Genomic DNA, 16,528 nt, shown 5'->3' with positions numbered 1-16,528 from the left:
GCACGTGATCCGTTGGAACGACTTGACGTCACAACAGCAGCGAGGCGCTCTAATGCGCCCAGCTGTATCAGCCAGTGCAAGTATTGAAGCCACTGTTAATAACATAATTGAGCAAGTCAAACAGCTCGGTGATGCGGCACTTATTACATTTGCTGAGAAATTTGATAAACGCAGTAATGTGAGACTTATTGTCCCGCAAGATGAGATAGATAACAGCGCACACGCGTTATCGACGGAATTGAAGGCGGCAATTGATACCGCATATAACAATATTAAAATGTTTCACCAAGCACAACGACCAAAAAACATCGAACTGGAAACAACGGCAGGCGTACTATGTGAGCTTCGTTATCAGGCAATTGATGCTGTTGGTCTTTATGTGCCAGGTGGCAGTGCACCTTTGCCTTCATCAGTGTTAATGCAAGGTGTTTGTGCACAACTTAGTGGCGCAAATACAATTGTTCTCGCGACGCCTGTAAATGGTGATAAGCGCATTGATCCAGCTATCTTATATGCCGCTAAATTATGTGGTATCACGACGGTTGTCGAAAGCGGTGGAGCGGGTGCGATTGCAGCAATGGCGTTTGGTACAAATTCAGTACCTAAAGTAAACAAGGTTTTTGGCCCCGGAAATAGTTATGTCACTATGGCAAAGCAATTGCTAAGTCAAAACCAACCAGGATTCGCAATTGATATGCCCGCAGGCCCTTCAGAAGTACTGGTCATTGCAGATCAGCGTGCTAACCCTCAGTTTATCGCTGCAGATCTTTTATCTCAAGCAGAACACGGCCAAGATTCGCAAGTAATTTTACTCTGCAATGATCAAGAAACAATTAACCAAACTCAGCAAGCTATCAGCTCACAACTTTCATGCCTGCCTCGTGCAGACATCGCAAAAGCAGCAATGAAAAATAGTAGTTTGATATTAGTTGATTCAATCGAGCAAGCTTTCAAAGTTTCAGCAGAATATGGGCCTGAACACTTAATCTTGCAACTCAAAGAGCCTCAGAAATACTTAGACTTGGTCACCAATGCCGGTTCTGTATTCGTGGGAGACTACACACCAGAATCTGCAGGGGATTACGCTTCTGGCACCAATCATGTGTTACCGACTTATGGTTATAGCAAAGTTTATTCTAGCTTAAATCTATTAGATTTCTTTAGAACATATACGGTCCAAACAATATCGAAAAAAGGACTTAAGTCATTAAGTGCTTCGATACTCCCCCTTGCAAAGGCCGAGGGGTTAGACGCTCACGCCTATGCCGTAAAAGTAAGATTGGAGCAATTAGAAAATGACGAATAAATCAGCAGAAGCAACCTTGTTGCCTGACAACATAGCAGTATTGACAGCTTATAGTTCAGCTAAAAGCGAAAAAATATCGGGTAATACTTGGTTAAACGCGAATGAAAGTCCGTATTCGAAAGAGGCGTGCATCGAGATTAGCGCCTTAAATAGATACCCAGATCCACAACCTCAAGTTGTTATCGATGCCTATTCAACTTATGCAAGTGTGGACTCTGATCAGGTCATTATGACCCGAGGTGCAGATGAAGGTATTGAACTCTTAGTACGTACATATTGTGAACCGGCAAAAGACAGTATATCTCTGTTCCTACCAACCTATGGAATGTATAAAGTAACTGCTGATACCCACAATGTTGAAATTAACAGCTTATCTCAAGACTTATTACTCAATGGTGAAGTAAAAGACATCATTAATGCTGTGTCAGGTAGTAAGCTGGTGTTTATATGTAATCCAAATAACCCAACAGGTGCCGTCACCTCTGTAGAAAAGATTGCTGAACTTACTAAAGCGCTAGCAAATAAAGCCATTGTTGTTGTTGATGAAGCGTACATTGAGTTTTCTGAGTCATATTCTTGTGCATTATTAATCAAAGACTTTGATAATCTAGTTGTATTGAGAACCTTATCAAAAGCATTTGCGTTAGCGGGTTTGCGTACTGGCTTCATGTTAGGCGCCAAAAATACACTCGTTCCGGTTCGTAAAGTAATCGCGCCCTACCCAGTTTCAACTGTTGTGGCGCAAATTGCCGCCAATGCGTTATGCAGCGACGCAATTACACAAATGCGACGCCAAGTAGTGATCTTGAATAAAGCAAAAGCAACGCTCATAGATTGGTTGGAGCAATCTCCCGCAGTGTCGAAAATACTCAGTGGTGAAGGCAACTTCGTTACTTTGCAATTAAAAGATAAAGCACTTTTAACGTTTGCTACCAACACAGGTTTAATAATGAGGCCATTTAATTTATACAATCAAGATAACTGGTTACGTATATCAATTGGTAATGAACAAGAATTAAAATCTGTAAAAGATTGGTTGAACGCCATCTCTGCGCAGGTGTAAGGAATTAATCATGAGTAGTCCATATTTATTCATCGACCGAGATGGCACGTTAATAGATGAGCCAGCAATAGACAAACAAGTAGATAGCCTTGAAAAACTCGTGCTGTTGCCTAATGTAATTACCGCTTTGATTCAGTTGCAAAGCGCGGGATACAAACTTGTTATGGTGTCGAATCAAGACGGCCTTGGCACTGATAGTTTCCCAACTGCTGATTTTGATATTGCACAAGACAAAATGATGGAGATCTTTGAAGGTGAAGGGATACGTTTTGAAGACGTTCTCATATGTCCTCATTTTGACGAGCAAGCCTGTCTATGTCGTAAGCCTAAAACCGGGTTACTGACCGAACTTATGCGCTCAGGTAAGGTGGATCTCGCTAAATCTTATGTGATTGGGGATCGTCAAACCGATATAGGTCTTGCCGAAAACTTATGCATTAAAGGTATTTTGTATGAAGGTAGCTGGTCCCACATTGTCACACAATTAACGACTTTAAATAGGCAAGCGACTGTAAGTCGTAATACAAAAGAAACACAGATCAGCGTATCAGCTAACCTAGACCAAACAAAAAATGGTGAAATTTCTACTGGTCTAGGATTTTTTGACCATATGCTGGACCAAATAAGAACACATGCCAATATAGGTTTGAATATTATCGCCAAAGGTGACTTGCATATTGATGAACATCACTTAGTTGAAGATGTTGGCATTGCTTTGGGGCAAGTAATAAAAGAAGCGCTTGGTACAAAATCACAAATTGCTCGGTATGGTTTTTCACTCCCAATGGATGAATGTAAAGCTGAATGCCAGTTAGATTTGTCTGGGCGAGCGTCATTTGTACTCAATGCCAATTTCACACGACAGAGCACCGGCGATTTGGATGTGCAAATGGTAGAGCACTTTTTCAAATCTTTAGCAGACAATGCACAGTTTAGTCTAATTTTGTCGGTGTCTGATGGAAATTGCCACCACCAAGTTGAAGGGTTATTCAAAGCGTTTTCACGCGCTTTAAGAATGGCGATAGCCCAAGATATAACTCAACAAACGGCAAGCTCTAAGGGGTGCTTATGATTGCAATTATAAATACTGGGTGTGCCAATATAAACTCTGTGCGGTTTGCCTTTGAGCGGCTGGGTGTTACCCCTGAAGTCATTACTGATCCTCAGCAATTGGTACACTTTGACCGTGCAATATTACCAGGTGTTGGCCATGCAAAAGTGGCAATGGAGCGCCTTACTAGCTCTGGGTGGAATGCGGCAATTGATGAGTACCAAAAGCCTTTAATGGGCATTTGCCTAGGTATGCAGCTACTTTGTGATAAAACCGCAGAAGGCGATATAAATTGTCTCGGTAAAATACCTGGCGTGATCTCTCAACTAGATGTAAAAGGCTTAACAGCACCACATATGGGATGGAATAACTTATCTGAATGCATCAAACACCCGTTAACAGAAAATATCACTAGTAATGACCAAGTGTATTTTGTGCACAGTTTCGCGCATGCAGTCAGTTCAGTAACCCTTGCTCAGAGTGAGTATGGTCAGCGTTTTTCTGCAATCGTAGCGAAAGATAATTATGCAGGAATGCAATTTCACCCTGAACGAAGCGCTAAAATTGGCGCAACTTTGTTACAAAACTTTTTAAATTGGCAGCTGTAAAGGAATTTATAATGATTATACCTGCGCTAGATGTATTACAAAACCAGGTTGTGAGGCTATATCAAGGTAAATACGATACCGCACAATTTTATCCGTTTCAGTTAGATGAACGACTGATGTCTTACCAACAAAGTGGTGCAGAAAAGTTGCACTTAGTCGACCTTGAGGGCGCCAGAGATCCTAAAAATAAACAGTGGCTGCAAATTCAAGCCGCGACCAGCGCGTTATCTGTACCCTATCAAGTCGGCGGTGGTATTCGTAGCTATGAAGATGTCAAGCAATGGCTTGACGCAGGAGCCGCACAAGTTGTTATTGGTTCGATGGCGGTCGATAAACAAGCAGAAGTATCGAACTGGATAAAAGAATTCGGGCCTGAGTACTTTGTTATCGCCCTGGATGTTAATAAAACTGAAAGTGGGTGGGCACCCGCGACACATGGGTGGCTTTCTGATGCGAAAGTCGATTTGTTCGAATTAGTCGATTTTTATGCCAGCCTAGGCATTGCTGATTTTCTATGTACGGACATCAGCAAGGATGGCACGATGACAGGTCCATCATTTACTCTTTACGAGCAACTGTGCAAGCACAATCCTGCTATAAAGGTTCAAGCTTCTGGTGGGGTAAGTTCATTAGAAGACATAGAAAAACTAGTCAAGATTGGCGTCAGCGGCATAATCCTTGGAAAATCGTTATTAGATAATGCGTTTACAGTTGAGGAGGCGCTAAAATGTTATCAAAGCGCATAATTCCCTGTTTAGACGTGAAGAATGGACAAGTTGTTAAAGGCGTCAAATTCAAAGGTCATGAGGTCGTCGGAGATATATTGGATCTTGCTAAACTATACAGTGAAGCTGGCGCTGATGAATTAGTATTCTATGAAATAAGCGCCAGTGTTGAAAAGCGCTTACTGGATGTAAATTGGGTAGAAAATATAGCGAGGCATATCGATATTCCCTTCTGTGTTGCTGGGGGCATTAAATCCGTTGCGGATGCTGCGAAAGTACTCGAGCAAGGCGCAGATAAAATAAGTATTAATAGCCCTGCCATTGCCCGACCAGAGCTTATTAAGGAATTACATGATGAATTTGGTAAACAATGCGTCGTGGTAGGTATAGATAGTTTTTATGATGAACAATCAGATGAATACTTGGTCTATCAGTTGACTGGTGATCCAAATGCGTCTAGCCGTACACGCTATAAAACCCAAGATTGGGTTAGGAAAGTCCAAGAGCTTGGCGCAGGTGAAATCGTATTAAACTGCATGAATCAAGATGGCGTAAGAAAAGGTTATGATAACGACCAGTTAAGCCAAATTCGAGCAATATGTGACGTACCTCTTATCGCTTCTGGCGGCGCTGGTACCATGCAAGACTTTGCCGACGTATTTACAAGCAGTCACGTAGATGGCGCTTTGGCCGCTAGTGTATTCCACAAAAACATAATAAATATAAAAGAGTTGAAGCAATTTTTAGCCACTCAAAATATAGCGAGCAGATTATGCAATTAACACCAACCAACATTTCAAAACTAGATTTTGAGAAAGCAGAATTATTACCGGCTATCGTTCAACACGCTACATCAGGTGTGATCCTCATGCAAGGATTTATGAACAGCGAAGCAATAAATGTAACGTTAGAGAAAAAATTAGTCACCTTTTATTCTCGCTCAAAACAGCGTTTATGGACTAAAGGAGAAGAGTCTAACAATGTGCTCAATTTAGTGAGTGCGCATACTGATTGCGATCAAGACTCTATCTTAGTGCTTGCTATTCCTGAAGGACCGACTTGCCACTTGGGGACTCAAAGCTGCTTTGGAGAAGCTAAACCTTCCCTCGGATTTTTAGCCGAATTAGAACAAGTGATTGTATCTCGTAAGCAAGATGATCCTAAGACAAGCTATACTGCTTCATTATTTGCCAAAGACATCAGTCGAAGCTGCCAAAAAGTAGGAGAAGAAGGCGTTGAAGTCGCATTAGCTGCTATGAAGGCAGACAAAGATGAACTAGAGAATGAATCAGCTGATTTACTTTATCACTTGCTGGTGTTGTTACAACGAAGTGAAACTGATTTGTCGAGTGTTATAAGTTGCCTACAAAGCAGGCATAAATAACGCTATTCTGTTCTTTACGGTTTACCATGGTATGCTTGCTAAAAATAGTTAAGGACCTCACCATGGTAAAACCTCTTCATTGCGCTTTTGCTCTTGTTATTGGTTTAACTGGCTGCAATTTATTATTGTTTGTAGTAACAGCAAAAATAGATAAAAGTACTTTTGGCATTTTAAACTTGAGATCTCACTGAAATGAGTAATATTGTTCCCCCCATTTTTTTGATTAATTTAGATCAGAGCACACAACGTTTGAAAGCCTGCTCGGATAGACTAAACCAACAAAGCTTGAGCTTTGAGCGAATCTCGGGAGTATATGGTAAATCCCTCAGTTATGATGAATTACATCGCCATTATAGTACAAATTTAAATAGCAAAAAATACCACCGAGCACTTAGTCAAGGGGAAATTGGTTGCTATTTGAGTCATAGAAAGGCTTGGCAAACCATCGTTGACCGTAAACTTGATTATGCCATTGTAATCGAAGATGATTTCAAACTTGTAGGAAACCTACATGATGTCTTTAATACGATCAAAAACCTCAATTTCGATTGGCAACTCATTAAGCTTGCAGCCTATGAAAACCGAAAAAAGCCGATTGCATACTCACAAAAATTAAATGGTCTGTTTAGTCTTGTAATTCATAAAAAAGCCATGACAGGATGTTGCGCTCAAGCGATTAGTTTAGAAGGCGCAAAAAGACTTCTTGAAGCCTCTGAGCAATTTGCCAGACCTGTAGATACTGATATACAGCATATCTGGGAAACTGCAGTGCCAGTTTATTCGATAATGCCCTACTATATTGAACAAGCGGGTGAATTTGAAAGTGATATAGCTAAAGCGTCGAGTAACACACCTATTAAAAAGCATTTTTGGAAGCGAAAGTGGCATCAGTTTCAAGAAAAACGACTAAATATGATAGCCACTCGCGACGTAATTAAAGCGCTGAAAAATAGCGCCTAAAATTTGTATAACACCTATTCACTTTATATTAATTGTAAAAATCACATTGATAGATTGAATTTACAGTGCTTTTTCATGCTCTTGCCCTGAGCCATTATTTACTATCGTTTTGTTTCTAAATTCCCATTTTTATTTTTCAATCAATAATAAGTCAAAGAGCAACTTTAGTTTAAAGTACTCTTTGACTATTTAAAATAATTTATTTTACAGTATACCAGTATTGGTCATCTGAAAATTTTTCCCAATCCCAAATAACCACATCAGCCCCATGGCTACCTGATTTACCCTTAGGGTCTAATACATAGCCCTTAGAGGTATTAATGAGTAAATTACCATCTATTCTCCAGTATTGGTCAGTGTTAAACTCACAGTTCCAGATACCTACATTTTCCCCTTTACTTCCATTTTCACCACGAACATCTAAACATAGGTCTGATGCCGCATTTTTTATTCTAAAGGAACCACCAAGTTTAATACTCTCCCACGTTCCCAAAGGTTCAATATACCATTTTTGATCTAGGGTATTATCACAGGTCCAAAGCTGTACATCACTTCGTTTAGCACCTGAAGTACCCTGTGGATCTAAACAGAGACCTTGAGCTGAATTCCTAATTTCAACTTGCGTGAATTGTTGAAATTCTAAACGCTCTGTTGCCGCATTTGAAAGCGAAGAAAAAACAGCTGAACATGAGAGTATTGAAAAAGCAATTTTTTTTAAATGCATATTATTATCCTTAAAAATATATAAACTCAAACTTGAGTGTCCCTATTTTATTCAATATGCACTTAGTGTCAATTCTTTTTATTTCCATAATTGACGCAATTTATTAACAATTTCATAAACAGCTATGTTATTCGTCGTCACCATCTAATTCATTGATTAAATTAGATTATATAAGATAAGGCAATATAACGTTTTAATCCGTATTTTTAGGTCAAGAAGAAAATTAGAAATAGCTCACAGTACAATCGTGCTTTAGTTCAGCTCAGTAACATCAATATTTGATTAAGCGCTAACCTATTTAAACATGACAAAATAGGTTAACGCAGTGGAAAGTTAATTCAGGGAAGTCCTCACATTTACATTCACTTGCTTAGACGGCAATGTATCAGCTTAAAAAATTAATGGGTGATAAGCTTACAAGTCGTCATTTTAATAGTCAGCATACTGAAACGATGATTAAAGTGAAGGTAATAAACAGGCTAGATATGTCCAAATACCAACTACAGAGTTAAAATTAAGCAATTGATTAGTAGTCCTCTATTTGATCAACAAGGCACTGAAAAATACATTAGATAGTAAATAATAAGCGAAGTTAACTCCGCTTATTATAAATTCAGAAATTTTATATGGCCATAATTAAATAAAAAGTAACATTCAATATAAACCTACATATTATATGGATGTGGTACTCCCATCCAAGATTGATACATTTTTCTCTGCAATTGCGATGGGTTTTTAATTGCCTTCACTTCTTTAGGCATATTATAGTCTTTTTCTAAAGTAATATAAGTGCTATTTATTTTATGTCTACGAATAAAATCTACACGGACTTTTTTTTCAGGTTTTAATAACTTTAGCGTTTGTGCCAACGAATTCCTTACATGATGGCCATCAATGGCGACGATTTTATCACCTGCTGTCAATCCCCCATTCCAAGCAGCTCCATTACGAGCTACATGTGTTAAGAGTAACAACTCACCTGAAATACTAGCCTGAGCATTAATACTCGCTGTTATTTCAGCCGATGTAGGCAGTACATGTTGTAGACCAACCAAACTGAGTAGTTCGTCAAAATCAATGTCTAATGGACTATCTACGTACGTAGTCCACCATTGAGAATAATCTTTACCGCTCACTTGCTTCAGTATATTCTTCACATCCTGACTGGTAAAAGATTTTGGCAGCTTAAATTGCTTGTAAAGTTCCCGATGAACATCTTTATAACTTACCGCACCATCAGAATCCTTTAATAACGTAATATCCAATGCCATAGATATTAACGCACCTTCAGAATAAATGTTTGTACTATAATTTCGGCCATGATCTCCTCCTTGATTAATCCACTTATCAAAGCTGGTTTCCGCCGCAGATTGAACTTCTCGACCAGGGGTCGCCAAATGCCGGTTAATTGAGCGAGTCAAACTTTTGAAGTACTCTTGATTGGTGGTTATTCCTGCACTTAGTAATAGATAATCTTCTAAATAACTCGTAGAACCCTCCGCCAACCATAAAAGATCACTATAGTTAATGTCGACATAATCGTAAGGAACTAGGCCAGAAGGGCGATAATTTTTAACATTCCATGTATGAATGAATTCGTGCGCCGCAGTAGAAATGAAACCTATATAATCTTTTCTTTTTGAAAACTTATCTCTGTGCCTCTGGATTATAGTTGAATTTAAATGTTCGGTAGCGCCTCGGGCACCACTTGTAGCGTGTACCATAAATACGTAACGCTCGTACGGATAATCATCCCAGATCAGCGTCCCAGTTTTGACCAGCTTTTTAAGGTCTCGCAACATAAGCGCAATATCATAATTGCCCTCCCCCCAAACAACTAACTCATATTGTCGGCCATCGACTTCAAACTTACTTAAATCATTTATACCAGTCTCAATTGGCGAATCTAGTAACACATCATAGTTTTGAGCAACAAAACTGTGTTCATTGTCACCGAACTTCATGCCAGAAACTGAACGCCACGCTTTGGGAACTTCCAACTCAACGTTAATGGGTTCTTGCCTGAATGAATCACTAAACATGAAAAACCCTGAAGCATCAATGAATGCATGACTATCATCGATGTGCCTAGCTCGCAGGCCAAGTTCATTCGCGTATACTTGGTAATTCACGTTCACTTCTGTTGGCTTATCAAAATGGACTCGCCAAGTATTTTTATCTACTTTATTCCACTCTAATGCTGCACCAAGGCTATTTGTCGCAGAGAACAAACGTACGCCATTTGCCAAATTCAAAATCTCGTAACGACCAGTCCGCCAATCGGGCAACTGGATATCTATGTGGGATTGCGCTAATTTTGGAAATGAAATTGATACATTGCCTAAATGATGTTCTGGTTGATCTATTTTCAGCCTATATTCAACCTCAGCAAAAGACAAAAACGGCAATGCCGTCAAGGCTAGCCAAGCAGTATTTTTAATCATAATTATTTCTACATAACGTCGGTTCCACGGACCCTAACAAAGATACGACCGATTATTTAAAAAACGCGGTGAATCTACATTATTGGATGAATAATTAGCAGCTAATTACAAAATCATCTACATTAATCAAATATTTGTTGTAAACTTAAAAGCGTGTTTATCTACGATGGAAGTGGTCTATATTTGTGACTGATAATACTGAGCAATTAGAAAAAAAACTCGGACAAGCAATAAAAGTTCGCAAGGCCTTAGAAACAGCAAGAAAACATCAAGTAGATGTGCTTTCTCAATTTTCTGCGAAATTATCGCTAAGCTGCAAAGGACAAGACGTTGCCCTAGATAACCAACTTGCTAAATTTAGAAGTGCGCTTAACAAAGGCATGGATTTTGAGGAATTTGCCCCGTTAATCGACAATATGTCAGCAATGCTCAAGCAACAAGAAGCGGTGAATTCTGCTAATCATAGAAAATTACTGGAATCTATCACAATCTCAGGAAAACAACTTCAAAGAGTAAAAGGTTTACCTGAAGATGGCAGACGAATGTTACGCCATTTGCTTGATCATGAATTGGACGTGCAGTCCACGAACGAGTTTATACCAATCCTTGATAAACTCGTGACGATTTATCACAAGACATTGCAAAGTAAAGCAACTATTTTAACTGACTCTGACGCAAATAATCGTTCTGATAAAAATCCTGAGATTGCAGCTGAATTACTCGCACTGGCTAACGAGCTTATTTTTGATGAAGATGTTGCTAACGAAGTAAAAGCGATAAAGAATAATATTAGTCTTAATGACAATGTCGACGTATTGTTAGAGTCCGGTTTAGGGATAATAAGGATCATTGCAAAAAGTATTGCCAGAGAGCGTCAATCTGCGCAAGGTTTTTTGGTGTCGTTAAACCAAACACTAGAAGAACTTCATACATCGATTATTAGTACAACCAAAAACTCACGTTCAATGAGTCATGAGCTTAATGGTTTAAATAAGCAAATTGAATCAAAAATAAAAAACCTCAATGAACAAACTCAAAAAGCGACATCAATAGCGGAGCTTAAATCATTAGTGGACGGAGAACTGAAGATTCTAAGTCACGATTTGGTTGAGCGAGAAAGATTAGAGCGAGCTGATAAAGAAGCCCTTTTTGCAAGCTTCGAGCAAATTAACGAGCGCATTAATGTACTTGAATCTAAAGTAACTAATTATAAAAAGCGCTTATCAGAACAACGTTTTAAGAGCTTGTTAGATGGGCTTACCAAGCTACCTAACAGAGCCGCATTTGATGATAGATTTAACCAAGAGTTTCATTTATTCGATGTGCAAAAATCTGATGTAACGCTCGTTGTAATTGATGTTGATCACTTCAAATCTATCAATGATCAGTATGGTCACAGCGCCGGTGACAAAACACTGCAAGTCATTGCTCGCGCATTGAAAAAATCTATTAGAAAAACAGATTTTATTGCGCGTTATGGCGGCGAGGAGTTTGTTTTACTTATGCCTGGTATGCCACTAGGCCAAGCGAAACAACCGTTAGAGAAGGTAAGAACCACAATTAAGTCGATCCCCTTTAAATTTAAAGAAAAACAAGTACAAATCACTATTTCTTTAGGTGCAACACAATTTAGAGATGGTGATACACCGTTGTCGGCTTTTGATAGAGCAGATGATGCACTTTACGAAGCAAAAAATAGCGGGAGAGACCGAATTTGTCTTCGTGAATAACAAGGAGTATGCCTATGCAAATACAGTTAAACCCAACAGGTGTTTTGAATCTTCTATCTCAATTAGAAGTAGACTTACTACAACAATCATCACATAGCGAGCGCTATAGATTGTTTAGAAACTGTGCACTTGCAGTACTAAATGTTGGTAGCCATACTGACTCAAGTTCAGAAATCTATAATAAATACCAAGATTTTGCTATTCGCCTTATTGCTAGAGAACGCGGAATTAAAATCGAGTTAGATAACCCACCTAGTACGGCTTTTGTTGACGGTGAGATCATCATAGGGATCCACGAACACATTTTTTCTGTCATTCGTGACATCCTTTTTATTTGCCAAAAGCATCAAGAACAAATCGAAGAACCCCGTGAAATCACACATATGGTTTTCGATATGCTTCGTAATGCAGATGCATTACAAGTAAACACAGACCCAAATTTGATCGTTTGTTGGGGTGGCCACTCAATTAACGAAACTGAATATAAATACACCAAGGAAGTTGGGTATCAGCTTGGTTTACGTGGTATGAATATATGTACTGGCTGTGGACCCGGAGCAATGAAGGGCCCAATGAAGGGTGCCACCATTGGTCATGCAAAACAACGTATCACCAGTAATCGCTATTTAGGGTTAACTGAACCCAGTATTATTGCTGCTGAACCGCCTAACCCGATTGTGAATGAGTTAGTGATACTGCCTGATATAGAAAAGCGTTTAGAAGCGTTTGTCCGTATGTCACATGGTATTATTATTTTCCCAGGAGGTGCGGGAACTGCCGAAGAGTTACTTTATTTACTCGGTATACTACTTCACCCTGAGAACGCTAAGCAATGCTTACCTGTTATTTTAACAGGGCCAAAAGAGTCTGCAGCCTATTTCAATGAGATTTGCGCATTTGTTGAAAGTATTTTAGGTAAAGAAGCACTTAGTAAGTTTGAAGTCATTGTTGACGACCCCGAGCTTGTCGCCAAGAAGCTCAAAAGCAGTATGGCAGATGTTCGATTATATAGAAAGGAGCAAGGTGACGCATACTATTTCAACTGGACATTAAAAATTGACAATGAGTTTCAAATGCCATTTGCACCTACTCACGATAATATGTCTGGTCTTAATTTACATCTAGAGCAACCTACACAACAATTAGCCGCCAATCTGCGACGAGCATTTTCTGGAATTGTTGCGGGTAATGTTAAAGATGAAGGAATAAAAGCAATACAAAGCCACGGCCCCTATATTTTAAGTGGTGATACCTCTTTAATGAAAGATATGGATAAACTTCTGCAAGCATTTGTTGATCAAGGTAGAATGAAGCTTCCAGGCAGTAAATATATACCGTGTTATAAAATAAAAGCATGAAAAAAAATTTAGTACTTATTGACGCGCTGAATTTAATTCGGCGCATTTTTGCTGTAGATGTACAACAAAGTCACCACAGTGACCAGCATATAATTTCATCTTGCAAGTCTCGCGTGAAACACGCAACGCAAAAAATAATCAAAGCAACTAACGCAACTCACATGATTGCTATATTTGATGGCGATAAAAGCTGGCGTTATCATTATTTTGAGCAATATAAGCATTCTCGTAAACCTATGCCCAGTTTACTTGCCGATAATTTAAATATTATGGCTGATGCTTTTTCGGAGCTTGGCGTTACAGCATATCGACCATTGCAAGATGAAGCTGACGATATCATTGCAACGTTAGCGGCTAAAGCACAAGCGGGAAGAATTCACTCTACGATTATCTCTACAGATAAAGGTTTTTATCCTCTGACAAGTGAGTACATTAGTGTATTTGACTATTTTAAAAAGAACTGGTTAACGGAGCAAGAAATTACGGAACGTTTCGATGTCCCAAAACATTTACTTATTGATCTCTGGGCGCTCGCTGGAGACAAAACCAACGATATCCCAGGTGTGCTAGGTGTAGGCAATAAATCAGCCTCACAACTGCTAAACAAGTTCGGTGATATTGAGTCAGCACTGGCGAGTGATGATTGCAAACAAAGCTTAAAAAATAAGTTAAATAGGGGCATGGATGATTTTATTATTAGTAAAAATTTAGTCACGTTACGAACCGACATTCATTTAGGCTTCAATTTAAGTCAGATAAGATTGAATCATATACGTTAGTCGCAACTATATTTTTCAAACAATGCGCTTTGCTATACTTAAAGCTAATTATTTGGTGAGCCTTACATGATAAAAAAAGTATTACGTTATATTATTTTGGGGCTAGCGGTTTATGCAGTCATTGTTATGCTTGTCATCAACTTCTACAAGGATGATCCTCAAGCTATGATTTGGCAAGATAGAGAAGCGTTTAATAATCGCTTTATCTCAAAGCTTAAAATAGGGGAACATATTGCTATTGACGACGTACTCGAAACGCTTGGAAGCCCCGATTTGACATTTTTAAAGAAGAAAAACAATGACATTGTTCAAATTGTTTACTTTAGAACTCAACTGGTTAAACCTGATGGGATTACAACCAAAGATGAATGTACTGGTTTGTTATTTAAAAATGGAAAACTGACGCTTTGGGGGCCTAGCGCCTCGGTAGCCTATGAAAAGGCGTTCAATTAGTGCAAGCTTTTAAAGCAAATCCTAACCAACTAAAGCGTCTACTTGAGCATACCCATCAGGCGCTTCGGCTTTACTATAGTAAAGAAAAATGGCCTACAATTTACCCGGTATTAACCCAACTTGCTGAACGGTTTGTGCTATTGTACACACAAGTACCGAATGCCCTTCATGCTCATTTACAGTTTTATGCCAAAAACCATGGCTACACAACAAATTTAGTTGTCAATCAATCGATCCTTATCTGCGCATTATGCAAAGCAAATGGTTACTCACCTGAGTTTACAGAAGAGCTGGTACTTGCTTGTTTATCAGATCACATCTGCAGCACCAATGAAACCAACCGTAAGGCAAGTGGTAAACCTCTTTCATCACAAGAACAAAAATTACTCAACCTACGTCATCAAATTGCTATTAAAATGCTAAATAGTGCTAAAGTCCCTAATGGTCAGTTACAAAGGATACTTGCTCGGCTAGATAAATACACCGCTTCAATAACTGGGGTTAAAAACATACCCTTGTATGACAATACAACGGTGCTGGTATGTTTGTCTAAACGTATAGCCAAAGCGATCACACCCAGACCTCAAGTAAGAACATTTAGTGTCATACAAGCGATAAAGTCACTGTACCTCAATACACATAACGTCTTTGCTCAATCGAGTTTAGTAACACTTGCTAAGCAATTTTCCGACTGCCCGTCAGGAGCAATGGTATCCTATAAAAAAAGTAATGCACTGCTTCTCGCTAAGGAAGGGAAAACTGTAACACTTGCGTTACTAGAAAATACACAAGTAAAAGGTATTGTCAAAACAACTAAGCAATTGAGCTTAATATATAAACCAATTATCACCGATGATAAAACCCTACTATATAGCATCTGGTTTAACGATCTAGTCAGAATGACCCCGTCTGAACTTCCTACCTCTGAGTCCATTTTAGATGCCATTGCTGAATTAGGAAGTGATGAATATGTTGAATTCAAAGCAATAGAAAAAAATATTGCGCCTTTCACACAGCTTGAACATGCGCTACGACAAGCCGCACGACAGTATAATCGACAAGGTCAAAAGGCTACGACCCTAAGACACTGTTTGACAATGGTAGGGTTGGATACTGCGGGTTTACTGTGTCAACGCGTATTACTTGAAACACTATTAGCCGATAAACCCCACCCTTTCTCCACCGACATATGGTGTAAATATGCCTTATTTAACAAAGTCATTTACGTTTTGACTCAGCATTCTAAATCGGATCTATTTGAAACACTACTTGGCCCGTTCACCGCTGCAATATACTTTATGTTGTCTAAACATGACTCTCAAGTGATGCGACTGATAAAAACGCCATCCGACCAGTTTTCTCAAAAGCCCTTATCCATCGCGCATATTTTTGGGTTTGAACAGCTTGATAACGCTGAGTTCGAACAATTTATTCAAAAGTATTTCAAATATTCAAGCATGCACAATGCTTTTGCTGAAACTGAATTGATGGATAAACATGCACTTTCAATACACGCCAAATATTTTTCTGCCATCAAGCTCATCGTGGTTATGATGTTGACTGGCAATGATGAGTTAACCACATGGCAAAACCAAATACTCGAATTCACATTAGATGAATTTAGCTGGAAGAGCCGTACACTATTCTTTAATACGCTACTAGAACAATCACCTTATTGCACAACGGAGTGATAAACATCACTCAAAGTTTATACAAATTGCTGTAAATTCCACCCTTTATCAAGAACATAAATACAAAGCATAGTAAGTATAATTACAGGTTATACCAATTAGCCATTCCTAACTGGAATATATCATCATAAATTGATATAAATCGCCCTTAAAAATTCAAGCGAACAGACACCTTCTTACTTTGTTTACTACAATTAAACATTTAGATGCTCAACGTGAGCTGGTGTTATATATATTTTTGATAAAGGAAAC

At 38.9% G+C, this 16,528-nt stretch carries 15 protein-coding genes; 13 read left to right on the top strand and 2 right to left on the bottom strand.

The genetic code is table 11. The features are described 5' to 3' along the window. Nucleotides 1–4: 4 nt before the first annotated feature. From hisD to J8L98_RS01055, 8 genes are all read left to right on the top strand, one after another. The gene (hisD, locus tag J8L98_RS01090; protein ID WP_210994897.1) at nt 5–1,306 is read left to right on the top strand and encodes a histidinol dehydrogenase; all 1,302 of its coding nucleotides are present in this window, start codon (nt 5–7) and stop codon (nt 1,304–1,306) included. Continuing rightward, nucleotides 1,296–2,369: a histidinol-phosphate transaminase gene (gene hisC, locus J8L98_RS01085; protein ID WP_210994896.1), complete on the top strand. Its 1,074-nt coding sequence runs from the start codon at nt 1,296–1,298 to the stop codon at nt 2,367–2,369. The genes hisD and hisC overlap by 11 nt, the downstream gene beginning before the upstream one ends. 10 nt (nt 2,370–2,379) lie before the next feature. Then, the gene (gene hisB, locus J8L98_RS01080; protein WP_210994895.1) at nt 2,380–3,441 is read left to right on the top strand and encodes a bifunctional histidinol-phosphatase/imidazoleglycerol-phosphate dehydratase HisB; all 1,062 of its coding nucleotides are present in this window, start codon (nt 2,380–2,382) and stop codon (nt 3,439–3,441) included. Continuing rightward, nucleotides 3,438–4,028, top strand: a complete 591-nt coding sequence (gene hisH / locus J8L98_RS01075; RefSeq protein ID WP_210994894.1) for an imidazole glycerol phosphate synthase subunit HisH — start codon at nt 3,438–3,440, stop codon at nt 4,026–4,028. Before hisB ends, hisH begins: the two co-directional genes overlap by 4 nt. A gap of 11 nt (nt 4,029–4,039) precedes the next feature. Beyond that, complete coding sequence (hisA, locus tag J8L98_RS01070) at nt 4,040–4,774, top strand: 1-(5-phosphoribosyl)-5-[(5-phosphoribosylamino)methylideneamino]imidazole-4-carboxamide isomerase (RefSeq protein WP_210994893.1); 735 nt, start codon at nt 4,040–4,042, stop codon at nt 4,772–4,774. Next, a complete protein-coding gene (gene hisF, locus J8L98_RS01065) occupies nt 4,756–5,535 on the top strand; it encodes an imidazole glycerol phosphate synthase subunit HisF (protein ID WP_192509251.1) in 780 nt (259 codons plus the stop codon). The genes hisA and hisF overlap by 19 nt, the downstream gene beginning before the upstream one ends. Beyond that, nucleotides 5,526–6,137, top strand: a complete 612-nt coding sequence (hisIE, locus tag J8L98_RS01060; RefSeq protein WP_210994892.1) for a bifunctional phosphoribosyl-AMP cyclohydrolase/phosphoribosyl-ATP diphosphatase HisIE — start codon at nt 5,526–5,528, stop codon at nt 6,135–6,137. The genes hisF and hisIE overlap by 10 nt, the downstream gene beginning before the upstream one ends. A gap of 192 nt (nt 6,138–6,329) precedes the next feature. After that, entirely contained in the window at nt 6,330–7,097 is a 768-nt protein-coding gene (locus J8L98_RS01055; protein ID WP_210994891.1) for a glycosyltransferase family 25 protein, read from the top strand. Nucleotides 7,098–7,296: 199 nt separating this feature from the next. Here the strand turns inward: J8L98_RS01055 and J8L98_RS01050 are convergent, their stop codons facing one another. Both J8L98_RS01050 and J8L98_RS01045 read right to left on the bottom strand, forming a co-directional pair. After that, nucleotides 7,297–7,821, bottom strand: a complete 525-nt coding sequence (locus J8L98_RS01050) for an RICIN domain-containing protein (protein WP_210994890.1) — start codon at nt 7,819–7,821, stop codon at nt 7,297–7,299. A 665-nt stretch (nt 7,822–8,486) separates the two neighbouring features. After that, the gene (locus J8L98_RS01045; RefSeq protein WP_210994889.1) at nt 8,487–10,265 is read right to left on the bottom strand and encodes a PDZ domain-containing protein; all 1,779 of its coding nucleotides are present in this window, start codon (nt 10,263–10,265) and stop codon (nt 8,487–8,489) included. A gap of 185 nt (nt 10,266–10,450) precedes the next feature. Between J8L98_RS01045 and J8L98_RS01040 the strand changes: the two genes are divergently transcribed. The 5 genes from J8L98_RS01040 (at nt 10,451) to J8L98_RS01020 (ending at nt 16,276) form a co-directional block, all read left to right on the top strand. Continuing rightward, the gene (locus tag J8L98_RS01040; protein WP_210994888.1) at nt 10,451–11,995 is read left to right on the top strand and encodes a GGDEF domain-containing protein; all 1,545 of its coding nucleotides are present in this window, start codon (nt 10,451–10,453) and stop codon (nt 11,993–11,995) included. Between the two features lie 14 nt (nt 11,996–12,009). Further along, nucleotides 12,010–13,353: a nucleotide 5'-monophosphate nucleosidase PpnN gene (gene ppnN / locus J8L98_RS01035; protein WP_210994887.1), complete on the top strand. Its 1,344-nt coding sequence runs from the start codon at nt 12,010–12,012 to the stop codon at nt 13,351–13,353. Continuing rightward, the gene (gene xni, locus J8L98_RS01030) at nt 13,350–14,132 is read left to right on the top strand and encodes a flap endonuclease Xni (protein WP_210994886.1); all 783 of its coding nucleotides are present in this window, start codon (nt 13,350–13,352) and stop codon (nt 14,130–14,132) included. The genes ppnN and xni overlap by 4 nt, the downstream gene beginning before the upstream one ends. Nucleotides 14,133–14,198: 66 nt before the next feature. Next, on the top strand, nt 14,199–14,585 hold the full coding sequence (locus J8L98_RS01025) for a DUF3192 domain-containing protein (protein WP_192509242.1): 387 nt from the start codon (nt 14,199–14,201) through the stop codon (nt 14,583–14,585). After that, entirely contained in the window at nt 14,585–16,276 is a 1,692-nt protein-coding gene (locus J8L98_RS01020; protein WP_210994885.1) for a hypothetical protein, read from the top strand. Before J8L98_RS01025 ends, J8L98_RS01020 begins: the two co-directional genes overlap by 1 nt. Nucleotides 16,277–16,528 lie beyond the last annotated feature (252 nt).

Origin of the sequence: Pseudoalteromonas sp. MMG013 (assembly GCF_018100885.1) — a bacterium.
Lineage (GTDB): Bacteria > Pseudomonadota > Gammaproteobacteria > Enterobacterales > Alteromonadaceae > Pseudoalteromonas > Pseudoalteromonas aurantia.
Note: the sequence above shows the minus strand (reverse complement) of the source record. Positions and strands in the feature narration are given on the sequence as shown.

Excerpts from the sequence above, each read along its gene's own strand:
- hisH (WP_210994894.1), top strand. The coding sequence starts at position 3,438 with ATGATTGCAATTATAAATACTGGGTGTGCCAATATAAACTCTGTGCGG.
- hisB (WP_210994895.1), top strand. The coding sequence starts at position 2,380 with ATGAGTAGTCCATATTTATTCATCGACCGAGATGGCACGTTAATAGAT.
- hisF (WP_192509251.1), top strand. The coding sequence starts at position 4,756 with ATGTTATCAAAGCGCATAATTCCCTGTTTAGACGTGAAGAATGGACAA.
- hisIE (WP_210994892.1), top strand. The coding sequence starts at position 5,526 with ATGCAATTAACACCAACCAACATTTCAAAACTAGATTTTGAGAAAGCA.
- J8L98_RS01045 (WP_210994889.1), bottom strand. The coding sequence starts at position 10,265 with ATGATTAAAAATACTGCTTGGCTAGCCTTGACGGCATTGCCGTTTTTG.
- J8L98_RS01055 (WP_210994891.1), top strand. The coding sequence starts at position 6,330 with ATGAGTAATATTGTTCCCCCCATTTTTTTGATTAATTTAGATCAGAGC.
- J8L98_RS01050 (WP_210994890.1), bottom strand. The coding sequence starts at position 7,821 with ATGCATTTAAAAAAAATTGCTTTTTCAATACTCTCATGTTCAGCTGTT.
- J8L98_RS01025 (WP_192509242.1), top strand. The coding sequence starts at position 14,199 with ATGATAAAAAAAGTATTACGTTATATTATTTTGGGGCTAGCGGTTTAT.
- hisC (WP_210994896.1), top strand. The coding sequence starts at position 1,296 with ATGACGAATAAATCAGCAGAAGCAACCTTGTTGCCTGACAACATAGCA.
- xni (WP_210994886.1), top strand. The coding sequence starts at position 13,350 with ATGAAAAAAAATTTAGTACTTATTGACGCGCTGAATTTAATTCGGCGC.
- hisA (WP_210994893.1), top strand. The coding sequence starts at position 4,040 with ATGATTATACCTGCGCTAGATGTATTACAAAACCAGGTTGTGAGGCTA.
- ppnN (WP_210994887.1), top strand. The coding sequence starts at position 12,010 with ATGCAAATACAGTTAAACCCAACAGGTGTTTTGAATCTTCTATCTCAA.